The 14477-nt window shown below is 64.7% G+C and carries 14 protein-coding genes and 1 pseudogene; 13 read left to right on the forward strand and 2 right to left on the reverse strand.

Annotated elements, in window-relative coordinates; all coding sequences use genetic code 11:
* The 12 genes from csaB to Q0Y09_RS08630 all read left to right on the forward strand — a co-directional run.
* The coding region (csaB, locus tag Q0Y09_RS08575; RefSeq protein ID WP_297720432.1) for a polysaccharide pyruvyl transferase CsaB at nucleotides 1-1087 on the forward strand (1087 nt) is incomplete at its 5' end.
* A gap of 22 nt (nucleotides 1088-1109) precedes the next feature.
* A complete protein-coding gene (locus Q0Y09_RS08580; RefSeq protein WP_297720435.1) occupies nucleotides 1110-2198 on the forward strand; it encodes a hypothetical protein in 1089 nt (362 codons plus the stop codon).
* Between the two features lie 298 nt (nucleotides 2199-2496).
* Nucleotides 2497-2988: a 5-(carboxyamino)imidazole ribonucleotide mutase gene (purE, locus tag Q0Y09_RS08585; protein ID WP_297720438.1), complete on the forward strand. Its 492-nt coding sequence runs from the start codon at nucleotides 2497-2499 to the stop codon at nucleotides 2986-2988.
* A gap of 1 nt (nucleotide 2989) precedes the next feature.
* Entirely contained in the window at nucleotides 2990-3676 is a 687-nt protein-coding gene (locus Q0Y09_RS08590; RefSeq protein ID WP_297720440.1) for a phosphoribosylaminoimidazolesuccinocarboxamide synthase, read from the forward strand.
* 34 nt (nucleotides 3677-3710) lie between these two features.
* Entirely contained in the window at nucleotides 3711-5132 is a 1422-nt protein-coding gene (locus tag Q0Y09_RS08595) for an amidophosphoribosyltransferase (RefSeq protein ID WP_297720443.1), read from the forward strand.
* 5 nt (nucleotides 5133-5137) lie between these two features.
* On the forward strand, nucleotides 5138-6181 hold the full coding sequence (gene purM / locus Q0Y09_RS08600; RefSeq protein WP_297720446.1) for a phosphoribosylformylglycinamidine cyclo-ligase: 1044 nt from the start codon (nucleotides 5138-5140) through the stop codon (nucleotides 6179-6181).
* Nucleotides 6178-6813 (forward strand): phosphoribosylglycinamide formyltransferase, encoded by a 636-nt coding sequence (gene purN / locus Q0Y09_RS08605; protein ID WP_297720449.1) that lies wholly within the window; start codon nucleotides 6178-6180, stop codon nucleotides 6811-6813. Before purM ends, purN begins: the two co-directional genes overlap by 4 nt.
* On the forward strand, nucleotides 6810-7517 hold the full coding sequence (locus Q0Y09_RS08610; protein ID WP_297720452.1) for an IMP cyclohydrolase: 708 nt from the start codon (nucleotides 6810-6812) through the stop codon (nucleotides 7515-7517). The genes purN and Q0Y09_RS08610 overlap by 4 nt, the downstream gene beginning before the upstream one ends.
* A gap of 19 nt (nucleotides 7518-7536) precedes the next feature.
* Nucleotides 7537-8712 (forward strand): phosphoribosylaminoimidazolecarboxamide formyltransferase, encoded by a 1176-nt coding sequence (locus Q0Y09_RS08615; protein ID WP_297720454.1) that lies wholly within the window; start codon nucleotides 7537-7539, stop codon nucleotides 8710-8712.
* Nucleotide 8713: 1 nt separating this feature from the next.
* Entirely contained in the window at nucleotides 8714-9529 is an 816-nt protein-coding gene (locus Q0Y09_RS08620) for a TraX family protein (protein WP_297720457.1), read from the forward strand.
* Between the two features lie 25 nt (nucleotides 9530-9554).
* Nucleotides 9555-10814 (forward strand): phosphoribosylamine--glycine ligase, encoded by a 1260-nt coding sequence (gene purD / locus Q0Y09_RS08625; protein WP_297720460.1) that lies wholly within the window; start codon nucleotides 9555-9557, stop codon nucleotides 10812-10814.
* Between the two features lie 62 nt (nucleotides 10815-10876).
* Complete coding sequence (locus tag Q0Y09_RS08630) at nucleotides 10877-11944, forward strand: hypothetical protein (RefSeq protein WP_297720462.1); 1068 nt, start codon at nucleotides 10877-10879, stop codon at nucleotides 11942-11944.
* Between the two features lie 129 nt (nucleotides 11945-12073).
* Here Q0Y09_RS08630 and Q0Y09_RS08635 read toward each other — a convergent pair whose 3' ends face one another.
* Nucleotides 12074-13213, reverse strand: a complete 1140-nt coding sequence (locus Q0Y09_RS08635; protein WP_297720464.1) for a DUF4317 domain-containing protein — start codon at nucleotides 13211-13213, stop codon at nucleotides 12074-12076.
* A gap of 186 nt (nucleotides 13214-13399) precedes the next feature.
* Nucleotides 13400-14074: a GntR family transcriptional regulator gene (locus tag Q0Y09_RS08640; RefSeq protein ID WP_297720467.1), complete on the reverse strand. Its 675-nt coding sequence runs from the start codon at nucleotides 14072-14074 to the stop codon at nucleotides 13400-13402.
* 268 nt (nucleotides 14075-14342) lie between these two features.
* On the opposite strand from Q0Y09_RS08640, the pseudogene Q0Y09_RS08645 reads away from it, so the two are divergent.
* Nucleotides 14343-14477 (forward strand): annotated as a pseudogene (locus Q0Y09_RS08645) (keto-hydroxyglutarate-aldolase/keto-deoxy-phosphogluconate aldolase); the annotation flags it as partial.

Consider the following 14477-nt stretch of genomic DNA (forward strand, 5'->3'; position numbering starts at 1 on the left):
CGCCCTGGTCTGCGGCGCCTACGGCCGGGGCAACGCCGGCGACGACGCCATCCTGGAGGCCATTGTCCGGGAGCTGCGCCAGATCGACCCCGACCTCCCCGTGTGGGTCCTCTCCCGCCGCCCTGACGAGACCCGGCTCACCTACCGGGTCAACGCCATCTACACCTTCGCCTTCCCCAGATTCCTCCTCCGGATGCGCAGGACCCGGCTCTATATCAACGGCGGCGGCTCCCTGATGCAGGACGTCACCTCCCGCCGGTCTCTGTGGTTCTATCTCTTTACCATCTCCGCCGGCAAAAAGCTGGGCAACAAGGTCCTGATGTATGGCTGCGGCATCGGCCCCATCCAGTACCCCTCCAACCGGAAGCTCTGCGCCAGGGTCCTCCAGCGCAACGTGGACATGATTACCCTCCGGGACACCCACTCCCTCGCCGAGCTCAAGGACATGGGGGTCAACGCCCCGGAGATCGTCCTCTCCTCCGACCCCACCGTCATCCTCCCCGCCGCCGAGCCGGAGGTGGTGGACGGCATGCTGGAGAGCCGGGGTCTGGACCCCCATGGCCGATACATCGGCTTCACCCTGCGCCCCTGGCCCGGCTTTGACGACGAAAAAGCCAAAGTCTTTGGCCAGGCCGCCGACTACGCCTGGGAGAAATACGGCCTGACCCCCATCTTCCTCCCCATTGAAAAGCGGCTGGATGTGGCCGCCTGCAAGCGGGCCGCCGCCGGGATGAAGGCCCCTCACTATATCTTCACCGACACCGGCGCCTCCGACCATACCATCGGCCTCTTTGCCCGGATGCAGGTGGTGGTCTCCATGCGTCTCCACGCCCTGGTCTTCTCCGCCGGCCAAGGCGTGCCCCTGGTCGGGGTGGTCTACGACCAGAAGATCAGCTCCTTCCTGCGCTACATCGGCCAGGACCTCTTCACCGAGTTGAAGGACGTGACCTATGAGGGCCTTTGCGCCCACATCGACGCCGCTGTGGGCCGCATCGGAGATACCCAGTTCCTCTCCGGCGGCGTGGACCGGCTCCGCCAGGTGGAGCAGCGCAACAGCGAAGCCGCCGAAAAGCTCCTGGGGCTGTGACCCCGCCACTCTTTCCCATGAGGTGACCCATTTGAAGCAATATATCGTCGTCTCCTACACCTCCTGGCGGACCACCCCCTCCCGGACCCAGCAGCTCGCCGCCCGCCTCCGGGACAGCGAGGTCCTCTTCTTCCAGCCCAGCCGACCGGGCCGCAGCCACAAAGCCCCGGGCCGGCAAGTCCGCCCCAACGTCACAGTCTACAACCTGCCCCCCCTCCGCGCCATCCCCGAAAATGCCGGTCTTCTCCTCCGCCACGCCTGGAAGGGCCAGGCCGCCTGGATCCGCCGCGCCGCCCTCCGCCACGGCTTCCGCACCCCGGTGCTGTGGACCACCCACCCCCAGCAGGTCTATCTTCTGGACCAACTGAGCCCCCGTGGGCTGGTCTACGACTGCGACGCCGACTGGTCTGACCTGCCCCCCCAGTGGGAGGGGGATCTGGCTGCCGCCGCCGACGTGATCTTCGCCGCCTCCCCCGGTCTGCTGGACCGGCTCTCCCCCTGCAACGCCAACATCGCCCTGGTGCCCAACGGCGTCAACTACCCCATGTTCTCCCGGCCCAGCCTGGAGGTCCCTGCCGACCTCCGGGACGCGGCAGGCCCGGTGTTGGGCTGGGTGGGCCGCATCGACCCCGGACTGGACCTCTCCCCTGTGGAATACGCCGCTCTGGAGCACCCGGAGTGGACCTTCGCCCTGGTGGGCCGGACCTCCGGGGACTGCCCCGGCCTCTCCCGGCTGGAGCGGCTGGAAAATGTCCGTCTCCTGGGCTGGAAGGCCGCGGTGGAGGTCCCCGACTATGTGGCCCGGTTCGACGTGTGCCTGGACCTGCCCCGCCGGGAGGCCGACTTCAGCGGCGTGCTCCCCCGGCGGATCTACGAATACCTCTCCACCGGCAAGCCCATCGTCACCCTCCTCGCCCCCGAACAGGTGGAGGAGTTCCCCGACGTCATCTACGGCGCCCACTCCCCCGCCGAATACTGCCGCCTGTGCGAGCGGGCCCTGGATGAGGACCCCGCCTGGGTCGCCCCCCGCCGCCGGAACTACGGCGCCGCCGCCGCCTGGTCCCGCAGGGCCAAGGAAGTCCAGCGCATCCTGGGCGCCATTGGCCTGTGACGGGGAAGGCCGTCGCGCCAAAACGTTTTTTACGATTTCTTCTCCCCATTTTTACCCCTCGTTGTATAAGCATACGAAAATCCCTCCGCGGCCTTGCAATCCCTGACAAACTTCGATATATTTTAGGTATGATGTTTGGACGGAGGTGCGGAAATGGATTCATGCGTTGGAAAAAAGAGCCCCTTTCACGGCACCAATGTGTCCAGCAAGCATTTTGCGCCCACCAGGCCATCCGCACCCCGGATGGCCTGATTCTTTTTTTGCCAGCAAAAAAAATTTGCATCACAGGAGGTCTGTCATGAGCAAGAAAGTCGCCGTAATCATGGGTTCCGACAGTGATCTGGAGACCATGAAGCCCTGCATTGCCCGGCTCCGGTCCTTCGGCATCCCCACTGAGGTCCGGATCATTTCGGCCCACCGTACCCCCGCCGCCGCCGAGGAATTCGCCTCCCAGGCCAGGGAGAACGGCTTCGGCGCCATCATTGCCGCCGCCGGCAAGGCCGCCCATCTAGCCGGCGTCCTCGCCGCCTACACCACTCTGCCCGTTGTCGGCGTGCCCATCAAAACGTCCATGATGGGCGGACTGGACTCCCTGCTCTCCATGGTCCAGATGCCCAAGGGCATCCCCGTGGCCTGCGTAGCCGTGGACGGCGCGGACAACGCTGCCATCCTATGCGCCCAGATGCTGGCCCTCTCCGATGAGGAGTTGACCCATAAACTGACCCGCTTCAAAGCTGATATGGCCGCCGAGGTGGCCGCCAAAGACCGGAAGATTCAGGAGGAGATCTGATATGGAAAAGAAGCTTGTATACACCGGAAAGACCAAGGACGTATTAGCGCTGGACAACGGCAACTACCTGCTCAAGTTCAAGGACGACTGCACCGGCAAGGACGGCGTGTTTGATCCCGGCGAGAATGCCGTGGGCCTGACCATCGACGGCGTGGGCGACGTCAATCTCCGCATGTCCATCTATTTCTTTGAGAAGATCAACGCCGCCGGCATCAAGACCCATTATGTCTCTGCCGACCTGAAGGACACCACCATGGAGGTCCTCCCCGCCAAGGTCTTCGGCCAGGGCCTGGAGGTCATCTGCCGCCACAAGGCCGTGGGCTCCTTCCTCCGCCGCTACGGCGAGTACATCCAGGAGGGCGCCGACCTGCCCGCCTATGTGGAGACCACCTTCAAAAACGACGAGAAGGGCGATCCCCTGGTCACCAAGGACGCCCTGGTGGCCCTGGGCGTCATGACCGAAAAGCAGTACGACGACATCAAGACCATGACCCAGAAGATCACCCAGATCGTGGCCGACGACCTGAAGGAGAAGGGCCTGGTCCTCTACGACATCAAGTTCGAGTTCGGCTACGACGCCAACGGCGACGTCATGCTCATCGACGAGGTGGCCTCCGGCAACATGCGTGTCTACAAGGACGGCCAGTACGTGGACCCCATGACCCTGTCCAAGCTGTTTTTCGCCTGATTTTGGATATGAATGCAAAGAGGTGTAACTGACCATGGGAGGATTCTTTGGCGCCGTTTCCAGGCGTGACTGCGTGATGGACGTGTTTTTCGGCACCGACTATCACTCCCATCTGGGGACCAAGCGGGGCGGCATGGCGGTCTATGACCCCAAGCTCGGCTTTCAGCGGCAGATCCACAACATCGAAAACACCCCCTTCCGCACCAAGTTCGACAAGGACCTGGAGGAGTTCAGCGGCTGCTCCGCCATCGGCTGCATCAGCGATACCGACCCCCAGCCCCTGCTGGTGCGCTCCCATTTGGGGCTGTACGCCATCATCACCGTGGGCATCATCAACAACTCCGACGCCTTGATCGAGCGATACTTCTCCGACCACGGCCATCAGTTCATGGCTATGAGCTCCGGCAAGGTCAACTCCACCGAGCTGGCCGCCGCCCTCATCAACCAGAAGGACGACCTGGTGTCCGGCATCCGCCACGCCCAGGAGGAGATCAGCGGGTCCTGCACCATGCTCCTCCTCACCCCGGACGGCATCATCGCCGCCCGGGACCGGCTGGGCCGTCTGCCGGTGCTGGTGGGCCAGAACGAGGACGGCTGCTGCGTCTCCTTCGAGTCCTTCGCCTATCACAAGCTGGACTATGCCGACGCCTACGAGCTGGGCCCCGGCGAGGTCGTCAAGGTGACGGCAGAGGGCTGGGAGACCCTGGCCCCCGCTGGTGAGGACATGCGGATCTGCGCCTTTTTGTGGACCTATTACGGCTACCCCAACTCCAATTACGAGGGGGTCAACGTGGAGGTCATGCGCTACCGCAACGGCGAGATCATGGCCCGGGACGAGGTGGCCCAGGGCCGCCTGCCCAAGGTGGACTATGTGGCCGGCGTGCCCGACTCCGGCGTGCCCCACGCCATCGGCTTTGCCAACCGCAGCGGCAAGCCCTTTGCCCGCCCCTTCGTCAAGTACACCCCCACCTGGCCCCGGTCTTTCATGCCCGGCAACCAGGCGGCCCGCAACCAGGTGGCCAAAATGAAACAGATCCCCGTCCCCGAGCTCATCGAGGGCAAGAAACTCCTCTTTGTGGACGACTCCATCGTCCGGGGCACCCAGCTGCGGGAGACGGTGGAATTCCTCTACGAGTCCGGGGCCGAGGAGGTCCATATGCGCTCGGCCTGCCCCCCCATCATGTACGGCTGCAAGTATCTCAACTTCTCCCGCAGCAACTCCGACATGGAGCTGTTAGCCCGCCGCACCGTCCAGGAGCTGGAGGGGGATGAGGGGCAGCAGCACCTGGAGGAATACGCCGACGCCTCCACCCAGCGGGGACAGTGTATGCTCAGGTCCATCTGCGAGAAGCTGGGCTTTGACTCCCTGGGCTATCAGTCCCTGGACGGCCTGCTGGAGGCCATCGGCATCGACCGCAGCAAGATCTGTACCTACTGCTGGACTGGAAAGGAATGACCGACATGAAAAACTCTCACTCCGCGTCCTACGCCGCCGCCGGCGTGGACGTCACCGCCGGCTATGAGTCCGTGGCGCGGATCAAGCCCATGGTGGAATCCACTTACATCCCCGGGGTGATGGGCACCCTGGGCGGCTTCGGCGGCATGTTTGCCCCCGATGTGTCCGGCATGAAGAAGCCGGTCCTGGTCTCCGGCACCGACGGCGTGGGCACCAAGCTGCGCCTGGCCCAGCTCATGGACAAGCACGACACCATCGGCATCGACTGCGTGGCCATGTGCGTCAACGACATCATCTGCGGAGGCGCCTCTCCCCTCTTCTTCCTGGACTACATCGCCTGCGGCAGGAACGCCCCCGCCCGCATCGCCGACATTGTCGCCGGCATCACCGAGGGCTGCCGCCAGGCCGGCTGCGCCCTGGTGGGCGGCGAGACCGCCGAGCACCCCGGTCTCATGGCCGAGGATGACTACGACGTGGCCGGCTTCTCCGTGGGCATCGTGGACGAGGAAAAGATCATCGACGGCAAGGACCTGGCCGCGGGCGATGTGCTCATCGGCCTGGGCTCCTCCGGCGTCCACTCCAACGGTTTCTCCCTGGTCCGCAAGGTCTTCGACGTGGAGCACGCCGACCTCCGCACCCCCATGGAGGAGCTGGACGGCAAGAGCCTGGGTGAGACCCTCCTCACCCCCACCCGCATCTATGTCAAGGCCGTCCAGTGTCTGCTCAAAAATGGGGTCCACATCAAGGCCATCAGCCACATCACCGGCGGCGGTCTCTACGAGAACGTGCCCCGGATGATGAAGGAGGGGCTGACCGCCCGCATTGAGACCGACTCCTACCCCATCCCCCCCATCTTCGCCCTCATCGCCCGGAAGGGCGGCATCCCCATGCGGGACATGTATAACACCTTCAATATGGGCGTGGGGCTCATCCTGGCCATCCCCAAGGAGGAAGTGGGCCAGGTCAAGGAGATCCTCTGCCGTTCCGGCGAGCGGGCCTATATCATCGGCTCCGTGGTGGCCGGCGACGCCGGGGTGGAGCTGGTATGAGTAAAAAACGCATCGCTGTGCTGGTCTCCGGCGGCGGCACCAATCTCCAGGCCCTCATCGACGCCCAGGGCCGTGGGGAGCTGGGGGGCGGCGAGATCGTGGCCGTCCTCTCCTCCGCCCCCGGGGCCTACGCCCTGGAGCGGGCGGCCAAGGCCGGCATCCCCGGCTATGTGGTGGCCCGGAAGGACTTTTCCTCCAGTCAGGCTATGACAGCCGCCCTGGTGGAGCGGCTCCAGGCCCTGAACATCGACCTGGTGGTGCTGGCCGGGTTCCTGGTCATCCTCACCGAGGAGATGGTCCGGGCCTACCCCAACGCCATTTTGAACGTCCACCCCGCCCTCATCCCCTCCTTCTGCGGTAAGGGGGCCTATGGACTCCACGTCCACGAACAGGCCCTCTCCTACGGCGTGAAGGTCACCGGGGCCACGGTCCACTTCGTCACGGAGGAGCCCGACGGAGGGCCCATCGTCCTCCAGAAGGCAGTGGCCGTCCGGGAGGGAGACACCCCTGAGACCCTCCAGCGCAGAGTCATGGAGGAGGCCGAGTGGAGTATTCTGCCCCAGGCTGTGGCCCTCTTCTGTGAGGACCGCCTGCACGTCGAGGGGCGCATCGTCCATATCAAGGAGGTTTGACCATGATCGATCTCAAGGCATATCTGAGCCAGAACCCTTACCCCGGCCGTGGTATCCTGCTGGGCCGGTCGGCCGACGACAGCAAGGCGGTCATCGCCTACTTCATCATGGGCCGCAGCGAGAACAGCCGCAACCGCATCTTCGAGACCACCGACGACGGCATCCGTACCAAAGCCTTTGACGAGTCCAAAATGACCGACCCCTCTCTCATTATCTACCACCCCGTCCGGGTGGTGGAGGGCACCACCATCGTCACCAACGGCGACCAGACCGACACCGTGGCCGACGCCTTCCGGGCCGGCAGAGGTTGGGTCCAGGCCCTGCGCACCCGGGAGTTCGAGCCCGACGGCCCCAACTACACCCCCCGCATCTCCGGCATGGTCCGCCCCGACGGCGCCTACCGCCTGTCCATCCTCAAGTCCGCCGACGGCGACCCCGCCTGCTGTCAGCGTTTCTTCTTCGAGTATGACGCCCCCATCGCTGGTCAGGGCCACTTCATCAGCACCTATGAGACCGACGGAAATCCCCTCCCCTCCTTCCAGGGCGCGCCCAGGACCGTGGCTGTGGGCAGCGAGTCCCTGAAGGACTTCGGCGACGGCCTGTGGGCGAGCCTCAACGCCGACAACAAGGTATCACTCTTTGTGCGCTACATTGATCTGAAGACCGGCGAGACCGAGTCCCTCATCTACAACAAGCACGTTTGAGTATGCGGAGGTCAGAAACATGACGGAACTGGAACTGAAATACGGCTGCAACCCCAATCAGAAGCCCGCCCGCATCTTTATGGAGTCGGGCGAGCTCCCCATCAAGGTCCTCAATGGAAAACCGGGCTACATCAACTTCCTGGATGCCCTCAACTCCTGGCAGCTGGTCAAGGAGCTCAAGGCCGCCACCGGCCTGCCCTCCGCCGCCTCCTTCAAGCACGTCTCCCCCGCCGGGGCCGCCGTGGCCAAGGAGCTCACCGACGTGGAAAAGCAGATCTACTTCGTGGACCCGGCGGCGGAGCTCTCCCCCCTCGCCACCGCCTATATCCGGGCCCGCGGCGCCGACCGGCTTTGCTCCTATGGCGACTGGGCCGCCCTCTCCGACGTCTGTGACGCCGCCACTGCCCGTTTCCTGGCCCCGGAGGTCTCCGACGGCGTCATCGCCCCCGGCTACACCGAGGAGGCCCTGGCCATCCTCCAGACCAAGCGCAAGGGCGGCTACAACGTGGTGGAGATCGACCCCAATTACGTCCCCAAGCCCGTCGAGCACAAGGATGTCTTCGGCATCACCTTTGAGCAGGGCCGCAATAACTTCGAGATCAACGACGCCCTGCTCAGCAACGTGGTCACCGCCAACAAGGACCTGCCGGAGGCCGCTCGCCGGGACATGCTCCTCTCCCTCATCGCCCTCAAGTACACCCAGTCCAACTCTGTGTGCTATGTCAAGGACGGCATGACCATCGGCGTGGGCGCCGGCCAGCAGAGCCGCATCCACTGCACCCGCCTGGCCGGCAGCAAGGCCGACACCTGGTGGCTCCGCCAGCATCCCAAGGTCCTGTCTCTCCAGTTCGTGGACGGCATCCGCCGCCCCGACCGGGACAACGCCATCGACATCTACATCTCCGACGAGCATGACGACATCTTGGCCGAGGGCGTGTGGCAGAATACCTTCAAGGTAAAGCCCGAGGTCCTCACCGAGGCCGAGAAAAAGGATTGGGTGGCCCAGATGACCGGCGTCACCGTGGGCTCCGACGCCTTCTTCCCCTTCGGCGACAACGTGGAGCGGGCTCACAAGTCCGGCGTCCAGTACATCGCCCAGCCCGGCGGCTCCATCCGGGACGACCATGTCATCGCCACCTGCGACAAGTACGGCATCGCCATGGCCTTCACCGGCATGCGGCTGTTCCACCACTGATATGCCGCCCGCTCGCGGCCTTACCGCCACCCAGCTCAAATACCTGGCCGCCGTCTTCATGGTCATCGACCACATCGGCATGCTCTTCACCCCCATGACCCCCTTCTTCCCGGCGGACTCCCTGGGGTTTTACCTCTTCCGGTACCTGGGACGGCTGGCCTTCCCCATTTTCGCCTTTTTCGCCGCCCAGGGCTGCCACAGGACTTCCAACTACCCCCGGTACCTGCTGCGGTTGGGGCTCTTCGGCGGGGGCACCCACGCGGTGGCCCTCTGGGCCACCGGCGGCGGCGGGGGCAGCGTTGTCGCCACCTTCTTCCTGGCCGCCGCCGCCATCGGCCTCTGTCGGGAGCTGAAACGCAGGGGGCGTGTCTGGCTGGGCATCCCCGTGACCCTGGCCCTGCTGGTCCTGGCCCAGCTGCTGCGGGTGGACTACGGCTGGGTGGGTGTGCTCACCGTGCTGGCCGTGTACGCCGCGGGAGACGACCTGCATCGGCAGCTGGCCGCCCTGGCCTTCTGTCTCCTGTTCTACTACCTGGCGGGAGGATGCTGGGCCTACTTTGCCCCCTCCGCCCTGCCCCTGCTGGAGACCCGGGGCTGGTGGGGCGTGCTCCCCCAGCTCTCCACCCTGCTCCCCGCCTTCCGGCGTTTCTACCTGCCCTATTCCCTCCTCATGGCGGGCTCTGCCTGCCTGGCCCTCCTCCCCCTCTCCCGGTACAACGGCCAGCGGGGAACGGGGAGCCGCTGGTTCTTCTACTGGTTCTACCCCGGCCATCTGGCGGTGCTCTATGTGCTGAGCATGCTCGCCGGGTGTGCCTGAAATCTCGAAATGGGAGGTCCTTACGATGAACGTCCTCGTTGTGGGCGGCGGCGGCCGTGAGCACGCCATCGTCCGTACCCTGGCCAAAAGCCCCAAGATCGACGCCCTCTACTGCGCCCCCGGCAACGGCGGCATCGCCGCTCAGGCCCAATGTGTGCCCATCAAGGCCACCGATGTGGAGGCCATGGTGGCCTGGGCCAAGGAACACGCCATGGACTTCGTGGTGGTGGCCCCCGACGACCCCCTGGCCCTCGGCATGGTGGACGCCCTGGAGGCTGCGGGCATCCCCGCTTTCGGCCCCCGGGCCAACGCCGCCGTCATTGAGGCCAGCAAGGTCTTTTCCAAGGGCCTGATGGCGAAATACCACATCCCCACCGCCAAATACCGCGCCTTCACCGACCTGGAGGAGGCCCTGGGCTACATCCGACAGGAGGGAGCCCCCATCGTGGTCAAGGCCGACGGCCTGGCCCTGGGCAAGGGCGTGGTGGTGGCCCAGACCGTGGCCGAGGCCGAGGAGGCCGCCCGGAGCATGATGGCCGACGGCAAATTCGGCGTCGCCGGGTCTCAGGTGGTCATCGAAGAATGCATGACCGGCCCCGAGGTCACCGTGCTGTGCTTTGTGGACGGGGAGCACATCGCCCCCATGCCCCCCTCCCGGGACCACAAGCGGGCCTTTGACGGCGACCAGGGCCCCAACACCGGCGGCATGGGCGCCATCTCCCCCGCCCCTGGTTACACCCCTGAGCTCGCCCATCGCTGCATGGAGGAGATCTTCCGCCCCACCGTGGCCGCCTTGAAGGCGGAGGGCCGCCCCTTCCAGGGCGTGCTCTACTTCGGCCTCATGCTCACCCCCGACGGCCCCAAGGTGGTGGAGTACAACGCCCGCTTCGGCGACCCGGAGTGTCAGGCCGTCCTCTCCCTGCTGGAGACCGACCTGATGGACATCTTCCTGACCTGCCGGTCGGGCACCCTGGACCAGCTGGACATCCGCTGGAAGGACGCTGCCGCCTGCTGTCTGGTCCTGGCCTCCGGCGGCTACCCCGCCAAGTACGCCACCGGTTACCCCATCGACGGCCTGGACGAGGCGGAGCAGACCGCGGTGGTCTTCCACGCCGGTACCAAGCGGGACGAGGACGGTACCATCCGCACCTCCGGTGGCCGGGTGCTGGGCGTCACCGCCGTGGGCGAAACCCTGGACGCCGCCATTGGCGGCGCCTACGCCGCCGCCAAGCACATCTCCTTCCAGGACATGCACTTCCGCACCGACATCGGGCGCACGTTCTGATACGCTTTCTCCTGCGGCTCCGGTTCCCCGGAGCCGCTATCCTTATCTACGGAGGTCCTCCCATGAAACGGATCACCCCCCTGGAGGTGGCCACTGTCTTTACCGGCAGCTTTCTGGGCGCCGGTTTTCTGTCCGGTCAGGAGCTGCTGCAATTCTTCGGCGTCTTCGGCGGCTACGGCATTGTGGGCATGGTGCTGGCCATCGCCGCCTTTGTCTTTTTCAGCCTTCTGGTCCTGGACATCGCCAAAAAGACGGGCCGGACGGAATTTGACCGGGTCATTCTCCAGCCGGAGCTGCCCTGGCTCCGGGCCTTCCTCAGCGGCGTCTTCCTCTTCTTCCTCTTTGATGTGATGGTGGCCATGATCGCCGGAGCGGGGGCCCTGCTGGAACAGGTCTTCTCCCTGCCCGCCGTGGTCGGCAACGGTCTGATCGCCGTCCTGGTGTTGGTGGTGGCCCTCACCGGCGCCGCCGGCATGGTGGCCGCCTTCAACATCGTGGTCCCTCTGCTGGTGGTGGCCGCCCTGGTCATCGCCCTGGCCGCCCCCTTCCGCCTGCCCGTGGAAGCGGTGACGGCCACCCCCTTCTCTGACGGCAATCCCCTTCTGGGCAACTGGTTTTTCTCCGCCCTCTCCTTTATCTCCTACAATATGATGGCGGCGGTCACCATCCTGGTCCCCCTCTCCACCGGCATGGAGGAGAAGACCGTCCGCCGGGGTCTGGCCCTGGGCGCCGGTCTCCTGACCCTGATCTTCGCCGGCATCCTCCTGCCCATGCTCCTCTTCCGGGACGCCGTGGGAGGCGCGGAGCTCCCCATGCTGGAGCTGGCCTACCGGGTGGCCCCGGCCCTGGGCCTGGTCTACGCCGTCCTCCTCCTGGCCGGCATGTTTACCGCCGCCCTCTCCAGCCTTTTTGCCGTGGTGACCCGGCTCCAGCTCTGGGCCGGCGGACGGCTGGCCACCCGGCGGACCACCGTGGCGCTGTGCGTCCTCTCCTTCCTGGGCAGCATTTTCGGCTTCAAAAATGTGGTCAGCTTCGTCTATCCTATCTGCGGCTACATCGGCTTCCTGGCCCTGGCCGGCATCCTCCACCACGCCGCGGCGCTGAGGAAAGCGACGGCTCCAAAGACATAAAACTTCATGCGCCAAGCACGCGCCACGAAAACAGGCACAGGCCTGTGGCACATGGCCAATTTTGCTCTGCTTTTGCATCGCAAAAAAGGGCTGTGTACCCATGAACGGGTACACAGCCCTTTTTACTGTTTATTCCCCGGTGACATCCACCGAGATGCCGTTGACGGTCACATCGCCGTCAGCGGGGATGAGGATGTACTTCCGGCCCCCGATGACCCTGGTCTCCACCAGGGCGCTGTGCTCCGGGTCCACATTGAGGACCACTTCATCGGTCTTGACTTCGAAGCGGCGGCTGTCGATGAGGTTGGCCGGGGCCAGGACCGCCCCCTCCCCAAAGTGCTCGCCGCACTTGGCCAGGAAGGCTTGGGACTGCCCCTCGCCGGCGCCGCAGTCGGTGAGGATGCGCCCCAGCTCCCCAGCCGTCAGGGCCAGGGGCTCCGGGTCGTGGCTCTCCTTGTGCTCCTCGATCCGGCCCCGGAGCTCCTGGTGGACCGCCTGGACCAGCTCCAGACTGCACTTCTCCCCCAGGGAGGCGGCAAGGGCCCCCTCAAATGCCTCCTTCTGTTCCGCCGCCGACATGGGCGGCTCGGTGCGGAAGACAGCGTCGATGAACTCCTGATGGAGCTGTTCCGGCTTCCGGGTGTAGAAAAGGGCGTTGTAGATGTTGGCTGCCCGATCATCAAAGGCGGGGAACAGGAAGCCCAGCTCTGGCTGGGCCACGATCTGCCCCGGGGTGCAGCTGTGGAATTCGTTCTCGCCGGGGAAGTAGCCCAGGGCCGGCTTGCCGTCCTTCACCGGGCAGACACAGCAGACGAAGTAGGAAAAAACCTGGTCTCCGGCGTCGGCCTGGGCCTCGTCGTCCTTCCCCCGGTAGGGCACATCGTAGACGTCGTGCCCCAGAAGGATGAGGTAGTTGCTCCCCTCCAGGTCCAGGGTGCGGATGACCCTGTCGTAAAATGCCTGTCGCAGGGCGCTGTCGGCCAGGCCGGAGTCCCGCAGCCCCATGAGGAGCCGGTGCTCCTCGCTGTCTGCCACCTGCCTGGTGGCAAAAACGATGTCAATGAGGTTTTTCCCCAGCGTCCCGGAGAGGGCCTTTTTCAGCAGGCCCAGGTATTTTTCCGACTCCTCCTGGGGCATGGTCCCCAGAGAGCTGTCGATATAGGAGATGATCTCCCCGCTTCCATTCACATAGCAGCCGTACACCCGGCTGATGGCGCTCCGGTCGGCGCGAAACCGCCGGCGCAGCTCGTTGAGTTCCTTCTGGTTCATTGGTCCCTACCTCGCTTTTCATGTGACGTTCTGCCGGCTCCGCCGGCAAACATGCAAGTCCTATTGTAATGCGGACGGACTGGAAAAGCAATCCCTCCTTTGTTGCCGGGCGCCGAAGGCCCCCGATCAGAAAGGTCCCCCGGCACACCAGCGCCGGGGGACCTCCTCACATCCCACATCGTATGCTTACTTGAAATAGTCGGGATACTTTGTCCGCAGCTCTTTGACGTCAATTTTATAGCGGTCCAGGTGCTCCGCTGTCAGCGCCCGCGCCTTCGCCGCGTCCCGGGCGGCGAGGGCGTCGGTGATGTCCTCGTGGTCCCGGACGATGCGGACGTTCTTCACGCTGCTCAGGGCCAGATTGCGCACACGGTCAAAGTGGATGGCCATATTGTCCATGAGGGCGTAGACCTGGGGCTTCTCCGCGATCTCAAAGAGGGTCTTGTGAAACTGGTTGTCCAGCTCCATCAGGGTCTCGGAAAAGTAGTTCTCCAGATAGAAGTTCTGGAGCTGGACGTTCTCCCGGAGCCGCCGCAGGCCCTCGCCGTCGATCTTTTCACAGGCCAGCTCCACCACCGCGCACTCCAGCACCTTCCGCATGAAGCGGGACTCCTCCACCAGGGCCACGTCGATGAGGGAGACGGCGCTCCCCTTCTGGGGGTAGATCTCCACGATCCTGGCCTTGGACAGCTCAATGAGGGCCTCCCGCACCGGCGTCCTGGAAAGGCCCATCTCTGCGGCCAGCTCATTCTCGCTGACCATGCTGCCCGGCGTCAGCTCCAGGTGGATGATGTTGTCCCGAATGGTCCGCAGGGCGTAGTCCCGCCCCGTCTCCCTGGGCAGCCGTTCCGTCAGGCGCATGTGCAAGCCCCTCCTGTACACTTTCTCAATGACGCCCGCTCCCGGCGGGCCGACACTAGTATACCAGCTTTCTCCGCCCCTGTCAAAGACTCTCTTCCCCGCCAACTGGTCAGGATGCTGACAAATTGCACAAATCAGCGTCCAAAAATTTTATCTTCCAGACACTTGTTTTCTAGTATACAAGTATTATAATGGTAGCATCAGAGACAGGGCGGTACAGGGACCCGCCGTGCATACAGGTATGATATCATCAAGGAGGAACCCGAATATGGAGAACGTTCTTCAGAAGATCCACGACATCGGCATCATCCCCGTCATCGCCATCGACGACGCAGCCCAGGCCGTGCCCCTGGCCCGGGCGCTGGTGGCCGGCGGTCTGCCCGCCGCCGAGGTGACCTTCCGC

Origin of the sequence: Intestinimonas sp., assembly GCF_026169115.1 — a bacterium.
In the GTDB taxonomy this organism is placed as follows: domain Bacteria; phylum Bacillota; class Clostridia; order Oscillospirales; family Oscillospiraceae; genus Intestinimonas.

What these genes read in the sequence shown, in the direction of transcription:
- purE (WP_297720438.1), top strand. Translation starts at nt 2,497, where the DNA reads ATGAGCAAGAAAGTCGCCGTAATCATGGGTTCCGACAGTGATCTGGAG.
- Q0Y09_RS08590 (WP_297720440.1), top strand. Translation starts at nt 2,990, where the DNA reads ATGGAAAAGAAGCTTGTATACACCGGAAAGACCAAGGACGTATTAGCG.
- Q0Y09_RS08595 (WP_297720443.1), top strand. Translation starts at nt 3,711, where the DNA reads ATGGGAGGATTCTTTGGCGCCGTTTCCAGGCGTGACTGCGTGATGGAC.
- purM (WP_297720446.1), top strand. Translation starts at nt 5,138, where the DNA reads ATGAAAAACTCTCACTCCGCGTCCTACGCCGCCGCCGGCGTGGACGTC.
- purN (WP_297720449.1), top strand. Translation starts at nt 6,178, where the DNA reads ATGAGTAAAAAACGCATCGCTGTGCTGGTCTCCGGCGGCGGCACCAAT.
- Q0Y09_RS08615 (WP_297720454.1), top strand. Translation starts at nt 7,537, where the DNA reads ATGACGGAACTGGAACTGAAATACGGCTGCAACCCCAATCAGAAGCCC.
- Q0Y09_RS08620 (WP_297720457.1), top strand. Translation starts at nt 8,714, where the DNA reads ATGCCGCCCGCTCGCGGCCTTACCGCCACCCAGCTCAAATACCTGGCC.
- purD (WP_297720460.1), top strand. Translation starts at nt 9,555, where the DNA reads ATGAACGTCCTCGTTGTGGGCGGCGGCGGCCGTGAGCACGCCATCGTC.
- Q0Y09_RS08630 (WP_297720462.1), top strand. Translation starts at nt 10,877, where the DNA reads ATGAAACGGATCACCCCCCTGGAGGTGGCCACTGTCTTTACCGGCAGC.
- Q0Y09_RS08635 (WP_297720464.1), bottom strand. Translation starts at nt 13,213, where the DNA reads ATGAACCAGAAGGAACTCAACGAGCTGCGCCGGCGGTTTCGCGCCGAC.
- Q0Y09_RS08640 (WP_297720467.1), bottom strand. Translation starts at nt 14,074, where the DNA reads ATGCGCCTGACGGAACGGCTGCCCAGGGAGACGGGGCGGGACTACGCC.